The organism is Roseovarius sp., from assembly GCF_040219995.1.
Lineage (GTDB): Bacteria > Pseudomonadota > Alphaproteobacteria > Rhodobacterales > Rhodobacteraceae > Roseovarius.
Genome location: NZ_JAVJUC010000012.1, coordinates 119542 through 136034, shown reverse-complemented (window position 1 = coordinate 136034; position 16493 = coordinate 119542). Strand labels below are relative to the sequence as shown.

General features: G+C 65.7%; 17 protein-coding genes. 9 read left to right on the top strand and 8 right to left on the bottom strand.

Annotation, left to right across the window (positions count from 1 at the left end; genetic code table 11):
* Positions 1-106: 106 nt before the first annotated feature.
* From RID11_RS03425 to RID11_RS03405, 5 genes are all read right to left on the bottom strand, one after another.
* Positions 107-718: a hypothetical protein gene (locus tag RID11_RS03425; RefSeq protein WP_350136030.1), complete on the bottom strand. Its 612-nt coding sequence runs from the start codon at positions 716-718 to the stop codon at positions 107-109.
* Positions 719-754: 36 nt separating this feature from the next.
* On the bottom strand, positions 755-889 hold the full coding sequence (locus RID11_RS03420; protein WP_350136029.1) for an aa3-type cytochrome c oxidase subunit IV: 135 nt from the start codon (positions 887-889) through the stop codon (positions 755-757).
* A gap of 90 nt (positions 890-979) precedes the next feature.
* A complete protein-coding gene (locus tag RID11_RS03415) occupies positions 980-1432 on the bottom strand; it encodes a DUF6173 family protein (protein WP_350136028.1) in 453 nt (150 codons plus the stop codon).
* A gap of 16 nt (positions 1433-1448) precedes the next feature.
* Positions 1449-2492 carry an MBL fold metallo-hydrolase gene (locus tag RID11_RS03410; protein ID WP_350136031.1) on the bottom strand — a complete coding sequence of 348 codons (1044 nt, stop codon included), beginning with the start codon at positions 2490-2492 and terminating at the stop codon, positions 1449-1451.
* Positions 2492-4210 (bottom strand): acyl-CoA dehydrogenase, encoded by a 1719-nt coding sequence (locus RID11_RS03405; RefSeq protein ID WP_350136027.1) that lies wholly within the window; start codon positions 4208-4210, stop codon positions 2492-2494. Before RID11_RS03405 ends, RID11_RS03410 begins: the two co-directional genes overlap by 1 nt.
* A 136-nt stretch (positions 4211-4346) precedes the next feature.
* Between RID11_RS03405 and RID11_RS03400 the strand changes: the two genes are divergently transcribed.
* The gene (locus RID11_RS03400) at positions 4347-5294 is read left to right on the top strand and encodes an L-threonylcarbamoyladenylate synthase (protein WP_350136026.1); all 948 of its coding nucleotides are present in this window, start codon (positions 4347-4349) and stop codon (positions 5292-5294) included.
* Between the two features lie 65 nt (positions 5295-5359).
* Here the strand turns inward: RID11_RS03400 and RID11_RS03395 are convergent, their stop codons facing one another.
* Positions 5360-5689 (bottom strand): AzlD domain-containing protein, encoded by a 330-nt coding sequence (locus RID11_RS03395; RefSeq protein WP_350136025.1) that lies wholly within the window; start codon positions 5687-5689, stop codon positions 5360-5362.
* Positions 5686-6405 carry an AzlC family ABC transporter permease gene (locus RID11_RS03390; protein WP_350136024.1) on the bottom strand — a complete coding sequence of 240 codons (720 nt, stop codon included), beginning with the start codon at positions 6403-6405 and terminating at the stop codon, positions 5686-5688. The genes RID11_RS03395 and RID11_RS03390 overlap by 4 nt, the downstream gene beginning before the upstream one ends.
* A 56-nt stretch (positions 6406-6461) precedes the next feature.
* On the opposite strand from RID11_RS03390, the gene RID11_RS03385 reads away from it, so the two are divergent.
* From RID11_RS03385 to RID11_RS03370, 4 genes are read left to right on the top strand one after another with little or no spacing between them, the layout of a single operon-like run.
* Positions 6462-7352 (top strand): formate dehydrogenase accessory sulfurtransferase FdhD, encoded by an 891-nt coding sequence (locus tag RID11_RS03385; RefSeq protein WP_350136023.1) that lies wholly within the window; start codon positions 6462-6464, stop codon positions 7350-7352.
* A complete protein-coding gene (mobA, locus tag RID11_RS03380) occupies positions 7349-7981 on the top strand; it encodes a molybdenum cofactor guanylyltransferase MobA (protein ID WP_350136022.1) in 633 nt (210 codons plus the stop codon). The genes RID11_RS03385 and mobA overlap by 4 nt, the downstream gene beginning before the upstream one ends.
* Positions 7978-8469 (top strand): molybdopterin-guanine dinucleotide biosynthesis protein B, encoded by a 492-nt coding sequence (gene mobB / locus RID11_RS03375; protein WP_350136021.1) that lies wholly within the window; start codon positions 7978-7980, stop codon positions 8467-8469. The genes mobA and mobB overlap by 4 nt, the downstream gene beginning before the upstream one ends.
* A 20-nt stretch (positions 8470-8489) precedes the next feature.
* Positions 8490-10574, top strand: a complete 2085-nt coding sequence (locus RID11_RS03370) for a molybdopterin-binding protein (protein WP_350136020.1) — start codon at positions 8490-8492, stop codon at positions 10572-10574.
* Positions 10575-10649: 75 nt separating this feature from the next.
* Here RID11_RS03370 and RID11_RS03365 read toward each other — a convergent pair whose 3' ends face one another.
* Positions 10650-11420, bottom strand: coding sequence for a DeoR/GlpR family DNA-binding transcription regulator (locus RID11_RS03365; RefSeq protein ID WP_350136019.1), 771 nt, complete (start codon positions 11418-11420; stop codon positions 10650-10652).
* Between the two features lie 290 nt (positions 11421-11710).
* Between RID11_RS03365 and glpD the strand changes: the two genes are divergently transcribed.
* The 4 genes from glpD to RID11_RS03345 are packed head-to-tail and all read left to right on the top strand — an operon-like array spanning position 11711 to position 16400.
* Positions 11711-13318 (top strand): glycerol-3-phosphate dehydrogenase, encoded by a 1608-nt coding sequence (glpD, locus tag RID11_RS03360; protein WP_350136018.1) that lies wholly within the window; start codon positions 11711-11713, stop codon positions 13316-13318.
* Positions 13319-13334: 16 nt separating this feature from the next.
* The gene (locus RID11_RS03355; RefSeq protein ID WP_350136017.1) at positions 13335-14420 is read left to right on the top strand and encodes an ABC transporter ATP-binding protein; all 1086 of its coding nucleotides are present in this window, start codon (positions 13335-13337) and stop codon (positions 14418-14420) included.
* 10 nt (positions 14421-14430) lie between these two features.
* Complete coding sequence (locus RID11_RS03350; protein WP_350136016.1) at positions 14431-15525, top strand: ABC transporter ATP-binding protein; 1095 nt, start codon at positions 14431-14433, stop codon at positions 15523-15525.
* On the top strand, positions 15525-16400 hold the full coding sequence (locus RID11_RS03345; RefSeq protein ID WP_350136015.1) for a carbohydrate ABC transporter permease: 876 nt from the start codon (positions 15525-15527) through the stop codon (positions 16398-16400). The genes RID11_RS03350 and RID11_RS03345 overlap by 1 nt, the downstream gene beginning before the upstream one ends.
* Positions 16401-16493: the final 93 nt, after the last annotated feature.

The window sequence follows — 16493 nt, the reverse complement described above, 5'->3', positions numbered from 1 at the left end:
AACTGACGTTGGATCGCCACACCGCGGCACGACGATGCGCGGCTTGCGTCAACGGAAGCTGCAGGCCATTCTCACCAGAATGCCTCTGCGTCGTGAAAGACTGGCCTCACTGCGCCTTGGCGCGGGCCGGGTCCCATGCGGCGAGGACGTTGGAATTGTCGTCGCCATCGTATTCGTAGAGTTTTTCCTCGGTCACGCCGGGGATCTTGCCGAAATCCTCGGCCGTCTTGCGCGGGAACCATGAGGTGCGGATCCGGCCGGGGAATAACTCTCCGAGGATGCGCGAGGTTGCCAGCGAGCATTGCGCCGAGGGCACCGGGCCGTTGGCCTTCACAAGCTGGATCGCGCGTTCGGCCAGTTCCGGGGACACGTCGAGGCGCTGGATCTGGACGTGGTAGGTCTTGCGCGCGTGATAGCGGGTATAGACGTCCTCGACCGGCGGGGTGATGCCGAAGAGCACATCGTTGCGTTCCGGGATGGTGTCGTGCTTGAAACTGCCGGCGGGGTCGAAGATCACCCGCTGCGAGCCGTTGATCATCAGCGAGGTATGCGCACCCCCGCCGGAATTGTTGTTGATCATCGTATAGACCGTCAGGCGCGGCGGGCCGTCATGCCGATAGGCGGCGCGTGCCACCGCATCATCCGGCGCCCAGACCGATTCTGTTGCACAGCCAGCAAGAAACACCATGGCGCCAAGCGCCAGTACCAATGACCGCATCACATCTCTCCCGCGCGCGCGTCCGGGGCGGCTGGATCAGCCGTTGACCACCGCGATGAAGAGCAGGAGCCCGACGATCACGACCGCCGACCAGGTCACGGCCTTGATGAAGCCCTCGAATGTCTTCTCCTGAACGTCGGTATTCATCTCACCATGCTTGTGCTCGGCCATGTCGCGTGTTCCCTTGTTCGCTGAACCCATGTTTCGGCTCGTCATTACTGCATTTGCCACAGCCTGTCACGCCCCAAGCTGTCGCAGATTTCAGCCCTGTTCGAGATCCTGCGCGAGGCGAAAGCCGATGCGGGTGGGGGCCTCGGCCGGGGCCTTTTTGGGCAGGGCGCGCAGCATCACGTTGAGTTGGCTGACATGCTGCACCAACTGCGTGCGCATGCCCATCTGATCCTGCCCGTAAAAGGTGATGATGTCGGGATCGAAATAGCCCATCCCCTCGATCCGGATCACGCCCGCATCGCCCCCGGCGAATCCCATGGCGACCTCGTGTTCCTCGTCCAGCGTCTTCTCGAAGTTCTGGATATAGAGGATCAGCCGCTCATAGGCCCATTGTGCGGCGCTCTTGCCGTCCATCGGCTTTTGCGACAGCGACTTGGCGGCGGTTTCGATACAGGGCTGGTCGGGGTCGGAATGCACCTCATGGGCGCGCGGCATTGCGGCGGCTTCGGCATGTTCGGCGCTGGTGTCGATCTCGTTACCCATCGGGGCTTTCTCCCGGTTACTCGTCCTTGATCTGCCAGAGCCATGCCTCATCGGCGCGGCGCCAGCGTGTGACTTCGCCAGCGTGGAGCAAATGGTTGAGATGCGCAACGGCCTCGACCAGCGCGAGGCCATAGGTGCCGCGGTCGATGCGACGCTTGAAGAGGAGCGGAAAGCAGTCGGCGGCGGTGTGCGGTTCTTTGAGAAACTCGCGCAGCCGGTCGAGGGCGGCGTGGTGATTGCCGCTGAGTTGCGCCATGCGCAGGGGCAGGCCGGTGAAGGGCAGCTTGTGGCCCGGCAGGACCAGATGATCGTCGCGGGCATGCGCCGCCAGCCGGTCGCAGGCGGCCAGCCAGTCGGACAGCGGATCGGCCAGCGGTTCGGTCGGGTAGACGCCAATATTGGGGCTGATGCCGGGCAGGATTTGATCGCCCGCAATCACCAATGCGTCATCGCGGGACCATAGCGTGACATGTTCGGGCGCGTGCCCGCCGCCCATCCGCACATCCCAGTCACGCCCGCCCGCGCGGATCACGTCGCCCTCTTGCAGCCTTGTATAGCCCACCGGGATGGGGGCGCAGATATCGGCGAAATTATAGGGGCGTTCGTGCTTGCGGTGCTCGTAGATCTCCGGGTCCATCCCGCCCGCGCGGGAAAAGGCGAGCGCCTGCGGCGTGGGGCGCTCCTCGACATCGAGGATCAGCAGACGCGCCAGCAGCCAACTTGTGCGCGAGGCCCAGAGACCCGCGCCGAAGCGTTCCATGAACCAGCCCGCCATGCCGATATGGTCGGGGTGGTGGTGGGTCAGAATCACGCGGGAGACGGGCTTGCCCTGCAATGGGCCAGCCAGAATATCCTCCCACAGCGCGACGCTGCGTTTGGAGTGGATGCCGGTGTCGATCAGCGTCCAGCTGTCGCCCTCATCGAGCGCGTAGACATTGACGTGATCGAGCACCATCGGCAGCGGCAGGCGCAGCCAGAGCATGCCGGGCGCGACCTCGGTCGCCGCGCCCTGGGCAGGCGGCTCTGCCCATGGATGGCGGATATGCGCGCCGCCATCCATCACGCTGCGAAATCCTCAGGCGTGAGGGCATAGAGATCATTGGCCCCTGCCGTGGCATGCGCCAGATGCCCGGCATGCTCGGGCAAGAGCCGGGTGATGTAGAACCGCGCCAGCCGCGTGCGCGCGCCATCGCCGCCTTCGGCTTGTGCCGCCTTGAGGTGGAAATGCGCGCCGAGGATGCGGGCGAAGCCGCGCAAGAAAGGGATCGCCCCGGCAAAGCGGTGGGTCATGTCATCCTGTGCCAGCATCCAGTCGGTGGCTTCGCGCAGGCTCTCGGTCGCCTGCCAGACGGATTCGGCCAGTTCGGGCAGAGCGCCACGCGCCGCCTCTGCCGCCGCCTGCATTTCGTCGATCAGCGCAAAGGCGGCCTCGCCCCCGTCCATCAGCTTGCGGCCCACCAGATCCATCGCCTGAATGCCGTTGGTGCCCTCATAGATCGCGGTGACGCGGACATCGCGCAGGTATTGCGCCGCCCCGGTTTCCTCGATGTAGCCCATGCCGCCATGCAGTTGAACGCCGGTATTGGCGACATTGATGCCAGTCTCGGTGCCGCAGACCTTGGCGATCGGGGTCAGGAGTGCGGCGCGCGCGGCCCAGTGTTTCGCGCCCGTCGCCGTCTCCATGTCGATGGCCTGCGCACAGGCGAGGGCGATGGCGCGGGCGGCGAAGATCTCGGATTTCATGCCGGCCAGCATGCGGCGCACATTGGCGTGGCCGATAATCGTGTCGGGGTTGTCCTTGTCTGGGGTATGCCCCTGCTTGCGATCCTGCGCATAGGCGAGCGCGTGCTGAAACGCCCCCTCGGCCACTCCGATGCCCTGACCGCCGACGCCGAGGCGGGCATTGTTCATCATGGTGAACATCGCGCGCATGCCCTGATGCGCCTCGCCCACCAGCCAGCCGGTGGCGCCGTCATATTGCATCACCGCCGTAGGGCTGCCATGCAGGCCCATCTTGTGCTCGAGGCTGACGACACCGAGGTTGTTGCGCGCGCCGGGGTTGCCCTGCGCATCGGGGATGAATTTCGGCACCAGAAAGAGGCTGATCCCCTTGGTGCCGGGCACCCCATCGGGCAGCCGCGCGAGCACGAGGTGGCAGACATTCTCGGTGAAATCGTTGTCGCCCCAGGAGATGTAGATCTTTTGCCCGTTGATCGCATAGGTGCCGTCGCCATTGTCCTCCGCCTTGGTGCGCAGCGCGCCCACGTCCGAGCCCGCCTGCGGCTCGGTCAGGTTCATGGTGCCGGCCCATTCACCGCTGACCAGCTTGGGCAGGTAGAGCGCCTTCAAAGCGTCTGAGGCGTGATGCTCCAGCGCCTCGATCTGGCCCTGCGTCATCAGCGGGGCGAGTTGCAGCGACAGACAGGCCGCCGACATCATCTCGTTGACGGCGGTGGTCAGGGTCATCGGCAGCCCCATGCCGCCATGATCGGGCTGCGCGCTGATCGAGACCCAGCCGCCTGTCGCAATCGCGCGGTAGCCGTCGGCAAAGCCCGGTGGCGTGCGCACGACGCCGTTTTCCAGCCGCGCGGGGTGCAGGTCGCCTGCGCGTTGCAGGGGGTAAAGCACCTCTTCGCACATGCGCCCGGCCTCGGTGAGGATGGCGGCGGTCATGTCGGGGGTCGCCTCGGCGAACCGCTCGGTCGCGGTCACCTGATGAAGGCCGATGACGTGATCGAAGAGGAACTGATACTCCGAGACCGGCGCGCGATAGGGCATGTCCATCCATCCTTTGCTGTTTCTGGCGCGGCTTGGCATCCGTTCTGAACGGCTGTAATCAGCCCGGCGCAGGGCTTAGAGTAGCCGAAGGTGCCAGAACGACAACCAAAACGCGGCGTCAGGTCAGGGGACGTATATGCCAAATGCAACCGAAGTATTGCAAGCCGGGGCGGCGGAATATGGGCGCGCTGCCGAGATTTGGCGTGCCGGTGGCCTCGTGGCGTTTCCGACCGAGACGGTTTACGGCCTCGGTGCGGATGCGCGCGACGGTCTGGCGGTGGCGCGGATTTTCGAGGCCAAGGGGCGGCCACGCTTCAACCCGTTGATCGTCCATGTCGAGAGCGCGGCGCGCGCGCAGGACTACGTGGAATGGTCGGACGCCGCCGAGATCGTGGCGAGCGCGTTCTGGCCGGGGCCGCTGACGCTGGTCCTGCCGCTGCGCGAGGGGGCGGGGCTGTCGCCGCTGGTCACCGCCGATCTGCCGACGCTGGCCATACGGGTGCCCGCGCATCCGGTGGCACGCGCGCTGTTGGCCGAATTTGGCGGGCCCGTGGCGGCCCCCTCGGCCAACCCGTCGGGCCGGATCAGCCCCACCGAGGCGGACCATGTGATCGCGGGCCTTGGCGGGCGGATCGAGGCGGTGGTCGATGGCGGGGTATGCCCGGTTGGCGTGGAATCGACCATCCTGGGGCTGGCGGGCGACCCGGTGCTGCTGCGCCCCGGCGGCGTGCCGGTTGAGGCGCTGGAGGCAGCACTTGGCCAGCCCATCGCCCGGCGGGCCGAAGGCGAGGCGCTGAGCGCGCCGGGGCAGATGCGGTCACATTATGCGCCGGGGGCAAAGGTGCGGCTTGAGGCCGAGGCGACGCGCCCGGGCGAGGTGATGCTGGGTTTTGGTCCGGTCGAGGCCGATCTCAACCTGTCGCGCGCGGGCGATCTGACCGAGGCCGCCGCCAATCTCTTTCACCACCTGCATGCGCTCGATGCCATGGGCGCCGAGGGCATCGCCGTCTCGCCGATCCCCGAGACCGGGCTGGGCCGCGCGATCAACGACCGGCTGCGGCGCGCGGCGGCACCAAAAGAGTAGGGGGCGCTGCCCCCGCCGCGCCTGCGGCGCGACTCCCCCGGAATATTTATGGCAAGATGAAGCCGTCAGCCGAAGAGGGCGAGACCGCCATAGAGCGTGAGCCCGCCCAGCACGATGGCGACGATCACGTTGCGCAGGAAATAGCCCGCGGCGAGGGTGACGAGGGCGGCGGCCATGCGCGGGGCATCAAGGCTGCCGCCCGTCGCGGCGGGCCAGACCACGAGCGGCGCGACAAGACCGGGCAGGACCGCCACGGCCGTGTAGCGCAGGTGGCGCAGCAGCCAGGGTGGCAGGGGACGGTTGCCCACTAGCCCGGTGAAGACGAAGCGCAGCCCGAAACTGCCCAGCCCAAGCGCGATGATCACGAACCAGAGGTCTGCGGTGTCGATGCTCATTGGCGGGCCGCCTTGCGCTGTTCGATCCAGAGTTCTGCCTGCGCGCCGGTCATCATGCCCGCGACCCCGGCGACCAGCAGCCCGAGATTATAGGGCAGGAAGGCAAAGACGAGGGCCGTGACGACCGAGATCAGTGCCGCCAAAACATGGGCCGGGGTGCGCAGCATCGGGCCGATCATCGCAAGGAACGTGATCGGCAGCGCGAAATCGAGCGCCAGCCCCTGCGGGATTGAGGTGCCGACCAGCGCGCCGATCAGGGTGAACAGATACCAGAGCGGGCAAATCGGCGTCACCACCCCGAAGAAATAGGCCAGCCGCTGCCGGATGCTCCAGCCCGGGTTTTGCTCGAATGCGACGATGGCGCAGGCATAGCTCTGATCCACCGTGAAATAGGCGGCAATCGCGCGCTGGCCGAGCGTGGCCTCGCCGATCCACGGGGTGAGCGAGGCCGAATACATCGCCATGCGCAGGTTGACCGCGAGCGCCGAGACGAGCGCGATCAGCGTGGGCGCGCCGTCGCCCAGCAGTTGCAGCGCGGTGAACTGTGCCGCCCCGGCGATGACCAGAACGGAAAAGCTCATGGTTTCCAGAACGTTGAGCCCGGCCTCGGTCGCCACCACGCCAAAGAGCAGCGAGAAGGGCACGATCACGAGGATGAAGGGGGCACCGTCGCGCACGCCTTGCCAATAGATCGATTTGGTGGTTTGAGTTGGCACCGTCCGCCCCCGAGTTGCCGCCTGTCCAGACACCGCCTATCCAATGCAAGGAGGAGATGCAATTGGCCCAGAGCGATGACCTTTCCGGTTACCTGATCGCGCCGGACCCCGCCGCGCCGCGGCTCACGCGGGTGGTGGAGGGGGTGGATCACGAGGGCAAGCCGTCTCGCATCTCGGTGGTGGAGGAACGCCCGCTGACGATCTTTCTCAACGGGCAGGAGATCGTGACGGCGATGACCATCGGCGATTACCCCGAATATCTGGCGCTCGGGTTTCTGCGCAATCAGGGGATGCTGGCGACAGGCGAGGTGGTGCGCGGCGTCGATTACGACGAGGATCTCGAGACGGTCGTGGTGCGCACCGACGGGCAGACCACTTACGAGGAAAAGCTGAAGAAGAAGACCCGCACGAGCGGCTGTGCCGTGGGCACCGTCTTTGGCGACATGATGGAGGGGCTGGAGGGCGTGCGCCTGCCGGAGGTGGAGGTGAAGACCTCGGACCTCTATGCGCTCGCCTCCAAGATCAACCGCACCCCGTCGCTGTATCTTGAGGCCGGGGCGATCCATGGCACGGTGCTGTGTCAGGGGGCACGACCGCTGGTCTATATGGAAGATGTCGGTCGGCACAACGCGGTGGACAAGATCGCGGGCTGGATGCTCAGCGAGGGGGTGGGCGCAGGCGACAAGACGCTTTACACCACCGGGCGGCTGACCTCGGAGATGGTGATCAAGACCGCGATGATGGGCATTCCGGTGCTGGCCTCGCGCTCCGGGTTTACCGCTTGGGGGGTGGAGATCGCGCGTCAGGTGGGGCTGACGCTGATCGGCCGGATGCGCGGTCGGCGGTTCGTCTGCCTTGCGGGTGAGGAGCGGGTGCTGCGCGATGCGGACCCGGCGAGCGTGGCCGAAGAAAGCCCCAAGCATCGCCGCAAGAGTGCCGAAGGATGAGCGCGCCGCTCGGAGTGATTCTCGCCGGGGGGCAGGCGACGCGGATGGGTGGCGGCGACAAGGGGCTGCTGGCGCTGGGCGATGACGTGATCCTCGACCATGTGCTGGCAAGGCTGAGCCCGCAGGTGGGCGCGGTCGCGCTCAATGCCAATGGCGCCCCGGACCGGTTTGCGGGGTTCGGCCTGCCGGTGCTGCCCGATCCGATTGCAGACTATCCCGGGCCGCTGGCGGGCGTTCTCGCAGGGCTCGACTGGGCGGCGGGCGAGGGGGCGGAGGCGATCGTGACGGTGGCCGCCGACACGCCGTTTTTCCCGCGTGATCTGGTGGCGACGTTGCAAGGCGCAGCGGCGGGCATGACGCATCCGCTGGTTCTCGCCGCCACGCCGCGCGGCGCGGAAGAGACCAAATCCATGAGTCGGGGCGGGCAGGTGCGCCACCCCACATTCGGCCTCTGGCCGGTGGCCTTGCGCGACGACCTGCGCGCCGCGCTGGAGGACGGGCTGCGCAAGGTCGTGCTCTGGACCGACCGGCATGGCGGTCGCGAGGCGCTCTTTGAGGACGGGGATGCGTTCTTCAACGTCAACACACCCGAGGATCTGGCCGAGGCGCAACGGAGGGCTGCGGCATGAGATTATACGGCGTGACCGGCTGGAAGAATGCCGGCAAGACCGGGCTGATGGAGCGGCTGGTGGCGGAGATCACCGGGCGCGGCTTCAGCGTCTCGACCGTCAAGCATGCGCATCATACTTTCGACGTGGATCATCCGGGCAAGGACAGCCATCGGCACAGGGTGGCGGGGGCGCGCGAGGTGCTGCTTGCCTCGCGCAACCGTTTTGCCCTGATGCACGAGTTGCGCGAGGCGGCGGAGCCGACGCTGGAGGTGCTCTTGCAGAAGCTGAGCCCGGTCGATCTGGTGCTGATCGAAGGCTACAAGCGCGACCGCCACCCCAAGATCGAGGTGTTCCGTGCCGAGACGGGCCATGCGCTGATCGCGCCCGATGATCCGACGATCCGCGCGGTGGCGAGCGATGTGGCGCTCGATCTGGACAGACCGGTGTTTGATCTGAATGATACGGTGGGGATCGCGGATTTCATATTGGCAGAGGTGGCGCTTTGACGGGATTCGATACAGTTGCAATGCTGGATTGGTCGGGCGGCAACGATACCGGGCCAACCCCCTGCCGGGATGCGATCTGGTTGGGGATCACCCGCGACGGATCGGACGAGGCCCCGCGCTACCTGCGCAACCGGGCAGAGGCCGAGGCGGCGCTTGCGCGTCTGATCGAGGAAGAGGGCGCGGCGGGGCGCAGGTTGTTGATCGGGGTGGATTTTCCGTTCGGCTTTCCGGCGGGGTTCGCGCAGGAACTGACCGGGGCCGATACGCCCTTTGCGGTCTGGGACTGGCTGGAAACGGTGATCGAGGACGCGCCCGACGGCAATAACCGCTTTGACGTGGCGGGCGAGATCAACGGACGGTTCCCCGGTGTGGGGCCGTTCTGGTTCAACGGGCTGCGGCGCGAGATCGCCGATCTTCCGCGCAAGGATACGCGCGCGAGGCACGGCATGCCCGAGCGGCGCGTGGCCGATGCGCAGGCACCGGGCAGCTTTACCTGCTGGCAGATGGGCGGTGCCGGGGCCGTGGGCGGGCAGGTGCTGACCGGGTTGCCGGTGCTCAACCGGTTGCGGCGCATGTTCTACGGGCAGGTGGCGGTGTGGCCGTTCGAGGTGCTGGACAAGCCCGTGGCGGTTGTCGAAATCTGGCCGGGGCTGATCAATGCCGCCGTGAAGCGCGCCGAGGCCGAGGGCGGCATTCGCGACGCCCATCAGGTGCGGTTGCTGGCGCGTGCGCTGGCGCGGATACCCCACAACCGGCTTGCCGAGATGCTGGCGGTGGATGCGCCCGAGGAAGGCTGGATCCTTGGTTTGGGGCATGAAGAGGAATTGATGGCCGCCTGCGAGGAAAGGCTGACGCCGCCGCCCCTGCGGGACGATTGTTTCGCGCTGCCCGCGGGCGTGGACTGGACGCCGGTGGAGGATGCGCTCGACCTGCTGCGCGAGCGGATGCGCGCGGTGGTGGGGCAGGAGGTTTCGCTGCTTGGTGACGCCGCCGGGCGGGTATTGGCCGCGCCGGTGACGGCGCGGCGGGCAAATCCGCCGCAGGCAAATACGGCGGTGGATGGGTATGGGTTTGCCCATGCGTCATTGACCGAGGGCGATCAGGTCTTGTCGCTGATCGAGGGCCGCGCGGCGGCGGGGGTGCCGTATCCGGGTGCGGTGCCGCCGGGGCACGCGGTGCGGGTGCTGACCGGCTCGGCCCTGCCCGATGGCGTGGATACCGTGATCCTGCAAGAGGATGTGACGCTGGGCGAGGGGCGTATCGCGTTTCGCGCAGGTGTGAGGCCCGGGGCCAATACAAGGCGCGCGGGCGAGGATGTGGAGGCGGGCGCGACCGTGCTGGAGGCGGGCCGGGTGCTGACGCCTGCCGATCTGGCACTGTGTGCGGCCGTGGGGCTGGACGATCTGCCGGTCTTCGCGCGGTTGCGCGTGGCAGTGATCTCGACCGGGGATGAGCTGGTCGAGCCGGGAGAGGCGGCGCGCGCGGGGCAGATTTACGACGCCAACCGGCCCATGTTGAGCGCGTTGGTACAGCAGATGGGCTATGATCTGGTCGATCTTGGCCGGGTGGCCGATGACCGCGCGGCATTGCGCGACGCGCTTGACCGAGGCGCGAAGGAGGCGGATGTGATCCTGACCTCGGGCGGTGCATCCTCGGGTGATGAGGATCATGTCTCGGCGCTCCTGAACGAGGCGGGGATGATGGCGGAATGGCGCATCGCGCTCAAGCCGGGGCGGCCTCTGGCATTGGGGATGTGGGGCGGCGCGCCAGTCTTTGGCCTGCCGGGCAACCCGGTGGCGGCCCTCGTGTGCACGCTGATCTTTGCGCGGCCTGCGATGGCGGTGTTGTCGGGCGCAGGCTGGCATGTGCCGCAGGGGTTCGATGTGCCCGCCGGGTTCGAGAAGCACAAGAAGCCGGGGCGGCGGGAATACCTGCGCGCGCGCATCCGGGATGGTCGCGCCGAGGTGTTCAAATCCGAAGGCTCGGGGCGGATCAGCGGGCTGAGCTGGGCCGAGGGGCTGGTGGAACTGCAGGATGGGCCTGCGGAAATCCGGCCCGGCGACGCGGTGCGCTATATCCCGTTCGGCAGTTTTCTGGGGGGCTGACCGGGTCGGGGGCGCTGCCCCCGTCGCGCGAAGGCGCGACTCCCCCGGAATATTTTTTGCAAGATGAAGCAGGGATCAGGGTTTTGGTGTCGCGACATGCACCTGCGTGCCCCATGCGCCGCAATTCTCAGACAATCCGGCGGGCAGGGGGGCGTCGGTGAACATCTGGTCGACATCGCGCAGCGAGCCGATGCGCACCGGCGCGCTGCGCTGGAACTTGGAGTGATCGGCCACGAGGAACACCTCGCGCGAGCGGTTGAGAAGGGTCTGGCCGACCACCACCTCCTGAATGTCGAAATCGAGCATGTCGCCATCTTCATCCATCGCGGAACAGCCCAGAATCGCATAGTCGAACTTGAAATTCTCGATGGTGCGCGCGGTCAGGTTGCCGACAAGGCCGTTGTCCGAACGCCGCAGCGCGCCGCCCGCGACGACGATCTCGCAATCAGTATTGGCGAGCAGTATCTGCGCCACGTTCATGTTGTTAGTCACCACCATCAGGTTGCGGTGATCCATCAATTCGCGGGCCACCGCCTCGGTCGTGGTGCCGATATCGAGAAAGAGCGACGCGTCATCCGGGATAGCAGAGGCGCAGGCGCGGGCGATGGCCTGTTTGGCGGGCTCGTTCAGGCGGCGGCGCTCTTCATAAAGGATGTTCGAGACGCCCGAGGGCAGGATCGCGCCGCCGTGGACGCGCTCCAGCTTGCCGGCATTGGCCAGTTCGGTGAGGTCGCGGCGTATGGTCTGGACGGTGACGTCGAAGCGTTCGGCAAGACCCTCGACCGTGACCTTGCCCTCGGCGCGGGCAATCTCGAGGATATCGGGCTGGCGGAAGGTTTGCGACATGGCGGGCCTTGATCGTGGTTCGGTTCGATTATGTTCGTTTTGCTGCCGTGCGCAAGCCTCTCCTTCGCTGCGCCGCGGCACGGATCGTCGAATCGGGCGCTTTCAGGCGCGGTTTACCCTGGGTCAGCTCACATCAGGCATGTGATTATGAATGGAAAATCTGCCGGGTAAGAAATTTCACCAATAAAATCAGAGGGTGCACATTAAAAAGAAAATAAACGAACATTATTTCTTGACGATACGCGGTGGAAAGTGCTTCGTTTCCGCTCACACCTTTGGAGGAGGGGCGCGTGGAGAGCCGCGAGGACAACATCGTCGATCTGTTCGTCATCGGCGGCGGCATCAACGGCTGCGGCATCGCGCGGGATGCGGCGGGGCGCGGTCTTTCGGTCGAACTGGCCGAGATGAACGATCTCGCCTCGGCGACCTCCTCTGCCTCGACCAAGCTGTTTCACGGCGGGTTGCGCTATCTGGAATATTTCGAGATCCGGCTGGTGCGCGAGGCGCTGATCGAGCGTGAGACGCTGCTGCGCGCGATGCCGCATATCAGCTGGCCGATGCGGTTCGTGCTGCCCTATCACCGCGACATGCGGTTCGAGGCGGAAACGCCGACCTCGCGCATTCTGAGCCTCGTGATGCCCTGGATGAAGGGGCGGCGGCCCGCTTGGCTGATCCGGCTGGGGCTGTTTCTTTATGACCATCTGGGCGGGCGCAAGATCCTGCCCGCGACCCGCACGCTGGACCTGAGTGATGCCCCCGAGGGCAAGCCGCTGAAAGACAAGTTCGCGCAGGCCTTTGAGTATTCCGATTGCTGGATCGAGGACAGCCGTCTTGTCGTGCTTAACGCTCGCGATGCCGAGGCGCGCGGTGCGCGCATCCGGGTGCGCACCAAGGTGCGGACCGCCGAGCGCAAGGGCGATCTGTGGGCGGTGACGCTGGAGGATCAGGAGACCGGTGCGACGGACGTGGTGCAGGCGCGCGCGCTGGTCAATGCGGGCGGTCCCTGGGTCAAGGACGTGATCTCCAACACGCTGCGGCTCAACTCCTCGGAGGGGGTGCGGCTGGTGCGGGGCAGCCATATCGTGACCCGCAAGCTCTATGATCACGACAAGTGCTATTTCTTTCAGGGCGGCGACGGGCGGATCATCTTTGCGATTCCCTACGAGGGCGAGTTTACCCTGATCGGGACCACCGATGCCGAGCATACGGATGCGGATGTAACCCCCGAATGCACGCCGGACGAGGCCGAGTATCTATGCAATTTCGCGAGCCAGTATTTCGAGCGCCCGGTGACGCGGGACGACATCGTCTGGAGCTATTCGGGCGTGCGGCCGCTTTATGATGATGGGGCGAAATCGGCCACGGCGGCGACGCGCGATTATGTGCTGTCGCTGAGCGAAGGGCAGGGCGCGCCGCTGCTTAATGTGTTCGGCGGCAAGATCACCACCTATCGCAAGCTGGCCGAGGCGGCGCTGGCCAAGATCACGCCGTTTTTCTCCAAGGCAGGACAGGACTGGACGGCGGGTGTGGCCCTGCCCGGCGGGGATTTCGCCGTTGACGGGTTCGACCGGCTGGTGAAGGATTTGCAGGCGGCCTATCCGTTCCTTGGCCCGGACTGGGCGCGGCGTCTGGTGCGCGCCTATGGCACGGAGGCGCGGGAGATTTTGGGGGCTGCGCAATCGGCAAGCGACCTGGGCCCCGATTTCGGCGCGACGCTGACCGGGGCCGAGGTGCGCTGGCAGATGCGCCGGGAATATGCGCGCGAGGCGGCGGATGTGGTCTGGCGGCGCACGCGGCTGGGGCTGAAGATGAGCAAGACGCAGATCGCGGCGCTGGACGAATGGATGCGGCAGGAGCGGGGCGCAAGCGATGCGGCCCCGCGGGCCGCCGAGGGATGAGCGGGGACACTAGGGAATGACGCTGACATTGGAGGGGGTGTCGAAACGGGTGAACGGGCGGATGCATATCCATCCGACCGATCTGACGCTTGAGGCGGGCACGATGAACGTGCTGCTCGGGCCGACGCTCTCTGGCAAGACCTCGATCATGCGGCTGATGGCGGGGCTCGATGCGCCGACCACGGGCCGGATCCTGTGGCAGGGGCAGGACGTGACCGGCATGCGCGTGCAGGATCGCAAGGTGGCGATGGTCTATCAGCAATTCATCAATTACCCGTCGATGACCGTCTATGACAACATCGCCTCGCCGATGAAGCTGATGGGCAAATCCAGGGCCGAGATCGACGCGGCGGTGCGCAAGACCGCCGATCTGATGCAATTGTCGCCGATGCTGGACCGCAAGCCGCTGGAACTGTCGGGCGGGCAGCAGCAGCGGTGTGCGCTGGCGCGGGCGCTGGTCAAGGATGCCGGTCTGGTGCTGCTGGATGAGCCGCTGGCCAATCTCGACTACAAGCTGCGCGAGGAGTTGCGCGCCGAGATCCCCAAGATCTTCGAGGAGGCGGGCAGCATCTTTGTCTATGCCACGACCGAGCCGGAAGAGGCGCTGCTTCTGGGCGGTAACACCGCCACGCTGTGGGAGGGGCGCGTCACGCAGTTTGGCCCCACGCCGCTGGTCTATCGTCAGCCACAGGACGCCACCACCGCGCGTGTCTTCAGTGATCCGCCGATGAATTTCCTGCCGGTGACCAAATCCGGCGCGCGGATCAGTTTCGGCGACGGGCAGAGTGCACCCGCGATCGGCGGCATGGCGACCCTCGCGGATGGCGACTATATCGCCGGGTTTCGGCCCAATCATCTGGAGCTTGAGGCGCATGGCGAGGTCATGGCCTTTGATACCACGCTAAGCGTGACCGAGATCACCTGGTCCGAGACCTTTGTGCATCTCGATCATCATGGCGAGCGCTGGGTCGGGCTGGTCCACGGGGTGCGCAACCTGGAGCCGGGCCGCGATCTGCGGGTCTACCTCGATCCCGCGCATGTTTACGTGTTCGAGACGGATGGCGCGCTGGTGGCCCCGGCGCCCTATGCGCAGGCCGCCTGAGGGGGAGAGAATGGCAAAGATCACGCTCGACAATCTGGCGCATAGCTACCTGCCCAATCCCGGCGGCGAGGACGATTATGCGCTCAAGGAACTCAATCACGTCTGGGGCGATGGCGAGGCCTATGCGCTCTTGGGCGCGTCGGGCTGTGGCAAGTCCACACTGCTGAATATCATCTCGGGACTATTGCATCCGTCGCGGGGGCGCATCCTGTTCAACGATCAGGACGTGACCGGTCAGGTCACGGCAGAGCGCAATATCGCGCAGGTGTTCCAGTTTCCGGTGGTCTACGACACCATGACGGTGCGCGACAACCTGGCCTTTCCTCTGCGCAATCGCGGGGCGAAACCGGCCTATGTGGCCGAGCGGGTGCAGACCATCGCCAAGATGATCGGGATGGAGGCGGAACTGGGCCGCAAGGCGCGCGGGCTGACGGCGGATGCCAAGCAGAAGATCAGCCTTGGCCGGGGCATGGTGCGCGAGGACGTGAACGCGCTGTTGTTCGATGAGCCGCTGACGGTGATCGACCCGCATATGAAATGGGAACTCAGGACGCAGCTCAAGGCGCTGCATCACGAGTTCGGGCACACGATGATCTATGTCACCCACGACCAGACCGAGGCGCTGACCTTCGCCGACAAGGTGGTGGTGATGCATGACGGGCGCGTGGTGCAGGTGGGCACGCCCGAGGAATTGTTCGAGCGGCCCGAGCATACCTTTGTGGGCTATTTCATCGGGTCACCGGGGATGAACCTGCTCGACGCGCGGGTCGAGGGGGCGACGGCCATCGTTGGCGGCACGGAAATTCCGCTCGGCGCCGATTACGGGCGGCCCGAGGGCCGTGTGCAGATCGGGGTGCGGCCGGAATTTGTGGGCATAAGCGAGGGAGCGGATGGGCTTGCCGTGCGCCTGAAGCGGGTCGAGGATGTCGGCCGCCACAAGATCATCCGGTGTGATTTTGAAGGGCAGGCGGTCAATGCCATCGCCCCCGAAGGCGCGGAGGTGCCCGCCGACCTGAGCCGCGTGGTGTTCGAGCCCGGGGCGGTGAATGTCTATTCCGACGACTGGCGCGTGGCCCCCAAGTCCAGAACAGAGGAGGCCGCGTGATGGACAAGACGGTCAATCAGAAGGCGTGGTTCCTTGTGCTGCCGGTCCTCATTCTGGTGGCGTTCTCTGCCGTCATCCCGCTGATGACGGTGGTCAATTATTCCATTCAGGATGCCTTTGCCGGGGAGTTCTACCCGCTCGATGACAAGCTGATGTGGTTCCGTGAACTGCTCGAGGATGACCGGATGTGGAACGCCCTGCGGCGGCAGGCGATCTTTTCCGCGACCATCCTCGCCATCGAGGTTCCGCTGGGTGTCTTTGTCGCGCTGCACATGCCCAAGCGGGGCGTCTGGGCGTCGTTGTGTCTTGTGCTGATGTCGCTGCCGCTGCTTATCCCGTGGAACGTGGTGGGCACGATCTGGCAGATCTTCGGCCGTGTCGATATCGGGCTTCTGGGCTATACGCTGGATGCGATCGGGATCGACTACAACTATACGCAGGATGCGCTGGATGCCTGGGTGACGCTCATTGTGATGGATGTCTGGCACTGGACCTCGCTGGTCGCGCTTCTGGCCTATGCCGGGTTGCAATCCATCCCCGACGCCTATTATCAGGCCGCCAAGATCGATCAGGCGAGCCGTTGGGCAGTGTTCCGCTACATCGAACTGCCCAAGATGATGGGCGTGCTGATGATCGCCATTCTCCTGCGCTTCATGGACAGTTTCATGATCTATACCGAGCCGTTCGTGGTCACCGGGGGCGGGCCAGGCAACGCCACCACCTTCCTGTCGATTGATCTGGTGAAGATGGCGCTGGGACAGTTCGACCTCGGCCCGGCGGCGGCCTTCTCGATCATGTATTTCCTCGTGATCCTGTTGATTTCATGGGTGTTCTACACCGTCATGGTCAATCTCGACAAACGGGAGGGCAAGTGATGGTTTGCGTATTCAGGGGGATGGTTATCCTCGGGCTCGACCCGAGGATCTGCGGGGCAAGAGATCCTCTGGTCAAGCCAGAGGATGACAGGG

Coding starts and splice junctions, on each gene's coding strand:
- RID11_RS03415 (WP_350136028.1), bottom strand. CDS start 1,432: ATGGGTAACGAGATCGACACCAGCGCCGAACATGCCGAAGCCGCCGCA.
- RID11_RS03410 (WP_350136031.1), bottom strand. CDS start 2,492: ATGGATGGCGGCGCGCATATCCGCCATCCATGGGCAGAGCCGCCTGCC.
- RID11_RS03425 (WP_350136030.1), bottom strand. CDS start 718: ATGCGGTCATTGGTACTGGCGCTTGGCGCCATGGTGTTTCTTGCTGGC.
- RID11_RS03395 (WP_350136025.1), bottom strand. CDS start 5,689: ATGAGCATCGACACCGCAGACCTCTGGTTCGTGATCATCGCGCTTGGG.
- RID11_RS03355 (WP_350136017.1), top strand. CDS start 13,335: ATGACGCTGACATTGGAGGGGGTGTCGAAACGGGTGAACGGGCGGATG.
- RID11_RS03345 (WP_350136015.1), top strand. CDS start 15,525: ATGGACAAGACGGTCAATCAGAAGGCGTGGTTCCTTGTGCTGCCGGTC.
- mobB (WP_350136021.1), top strand. CDS start 7,978: ATGAGATTATACGGCGTGACCGGCTGGAAGAATGCCGGCAAGACCGGG.
- mobA (WP_350136022.1), top strand. CDS start 7,349: ATGAGCGCGCCGCTCGGAGTGATTCTCGCCGGGGGGCAGGCGACGCGG.
- RID11_RS03350 (WP_350136016.1), top strand. CDS start 14,431: ATGGCAAAGATCACGCTCGACAATCTGGCGCATAGCTACCTGCCCAAT.
- RID11_RS03370 (WP_350136020.1), top strand. CDS start 8,490: ATGCTGGATTGGTCGGGCGGCAACGATACCGGGCCAACCCCCTGCCGG.
- RID11_RS03420 (WP_350136029.1), bottom strand. CDS start 889: ATGGCCGAGCACAAGCATGGTGAGATGAATACCGACGTTCAGGAGAAG.
- RID11_RS03365 (WP_350136019.1), bottom strand. CDS start 11,420: ATGTCGCAAACCTTCCGCCAGCCCGATATCCTCGAGATTGCCCGCGCC.
- RID11_RS03400 (WP_350136026.1), top strand. CDS start 4,347: ATGCCAAATGCAACCGAAGTATTGCAAGCCGGGGCGGCGGAATATGGG.
- RID11_RS03405 (WP_350136027.1), bottom strand. CDS start 4,210: ATGCCCTATCGCGCGCCGGTCTCGGAGTATCAGTTCCTCTTCGATCAC.
- RID11_RS03385 (WP_350136023.1), top strand. CDS start 6,462: ATGCAATTGGCCCAGAGCGATGACCTTTCCGGTTACCTGATCGCGCCG.